General features: G+C 62.2%; 1 protein-coding gene. It reads left to right on the forward strand.

Annotated features, from left to right (window positions below; all coding sequences use genetic code 11):
* Positions 1–521: 521 nt before the first annotated feature.
* On the forward strand, positions 522–1646 hold a 1125-nt coding region (locus CAPSK01_RS23180), incomplete at its 3' end, for a DUF6531 domain-containing protein (RefSeq protein ID WP_273703772.1).

Genomic DNA, 1646 nt, shown 5'->3' on the forward strand with positions numbered 1-1646 from the left:
CCTCATCGTGATCATGCTCCGCTAGCAATTTTGTGAACACAGCCTAGTTGTAATGGCGTTAAGCCAGCTTTACAATGTTGAAAACCGATCCGGACCAAGGGGGGCCGCATCGTACTCCAAGAGGCGTCGCTGTCCACACCACTGATGTTCTCTCCGCCTGTTGGCAAGCGGAGCGTCGCGCGCGCGCGGCAGCAACCCCTCCAGGGCTTGGGCATTCATGGGGGAAGGGCATGCGAAGATTTCTTCCGTCAACACGACTGTCAAGTGTGCTGGTTCTGTTGGCGTTTCTCGCCGGGACAGCATTCCCGTCGGTAAGCAAGGCCGCCACGTGCAGCTACACCAACGCCTTCATCGGCTGGGAGGTATCGGCCATTGCCGGGCCGAATTCAGTTGGAGAGTACCTGTTTGCCCAGTCGCCGTTACGCTGCGACCCTCGGGGGACCGTTGTCTACGATCCCGGGATAGGCTTCGGCGATGGCGACGAAATCGGATGGTTTACGCAGGCAGGGATTCGCGACAGTTTGCGCAGCCGCTTCTACAACATGAAAATCTTCGAGGGCTTTTGTCGTCTGCATCACCTCGGGATTCACAGCTTGTATCGGGGCACTGTAGACGGCATCAACGCTCAGGCGTACGCCGTGCGGTCGGAGCCATACCTCGGCGTCTTCAAGCGCGAGTTGCATCTGTTGATCGGTAGCCGTCCGAAGCTCGGCCGCCGTGACGCCATTGGCGACCAGGCCAGTAACCTGTGCCGCCTCCCGACGCCGCGGAAAACGCCTAAACCGCAGTTCTGCGTCGGCAATCCCGTCCTCCCCGGTCAAGGCTGTAAGGTGGCGCAGGAGACCGACTACACCGCGTCGTCGCCATCCTTGCTCAATTTCATCCGCGTTTACGACAGCAGCCATCCTTATCACGATCGTAGCGCGCTTTCCCGCCCACTCGGCAACCGCTGGAGACACAATCACGACGTTACGATCAACCCGGAGACGGCGCCCAACGTCGTCTTGATGCTGCGTGGCGACGGCCAGATCCTGCACTTTCATCCCAAACCCGGCAGTCCCACCGACTGGGTCAGCGACGCCGACATCGTCGGTCTGCTGCAAAAAACCGCCACCGGCTGGACCTACCGCGACAGCGACGACGCCGTCGAAACCTTCGACGCCGCCGGCCGGCGCCTCAGCCGCGTCGAACGCGGCGGCCTCTCGCTCACCTACCGCTACCAGCCCGACAGCGATCGGCTCACCGACATCCAGGACCACTTCGGCCGTCGCCTCGGCTTCACCTACAACGCCCAGAACCTCCTGACCGAAATCACCACCCCCACCGCCGAAAAGATCACCTACACCTACACCGACGGCAACCTCGCCAGCGTCACCTATCCCGACACCCACAGCCGCCACTACAGCTACACCAGCGTCACCGTCGGCGGTCACGTCGAACCCGCCCTGCTCAGCGGCCTCACCGACGAAAACGCCACCCCCTACGCCACCTGGACCTACGACCCCAGCGCACTCGCCGCGAGCAGCGAACACGCCGGCGGCGTCGACCGCCACACCTTCGTCTATCAGAAAGACGCCACCGGAAAGATCACCGGCAGCACCGTCACCAACCCCCTGGCCGCCGTCACCCAATACACCTTCCAGAAC

The organism is Candidatus Accumulibacter vicinus, assembly GCF_000584955.1.
In the GTDB taxonomy this organism is placed as follows: Bacteria; Pseudomonadota; Gammaproteobacteria; order Burkholderiales; family Rhodocyclaceae; genus Accumulibacter; species Accumulibacter vicinus.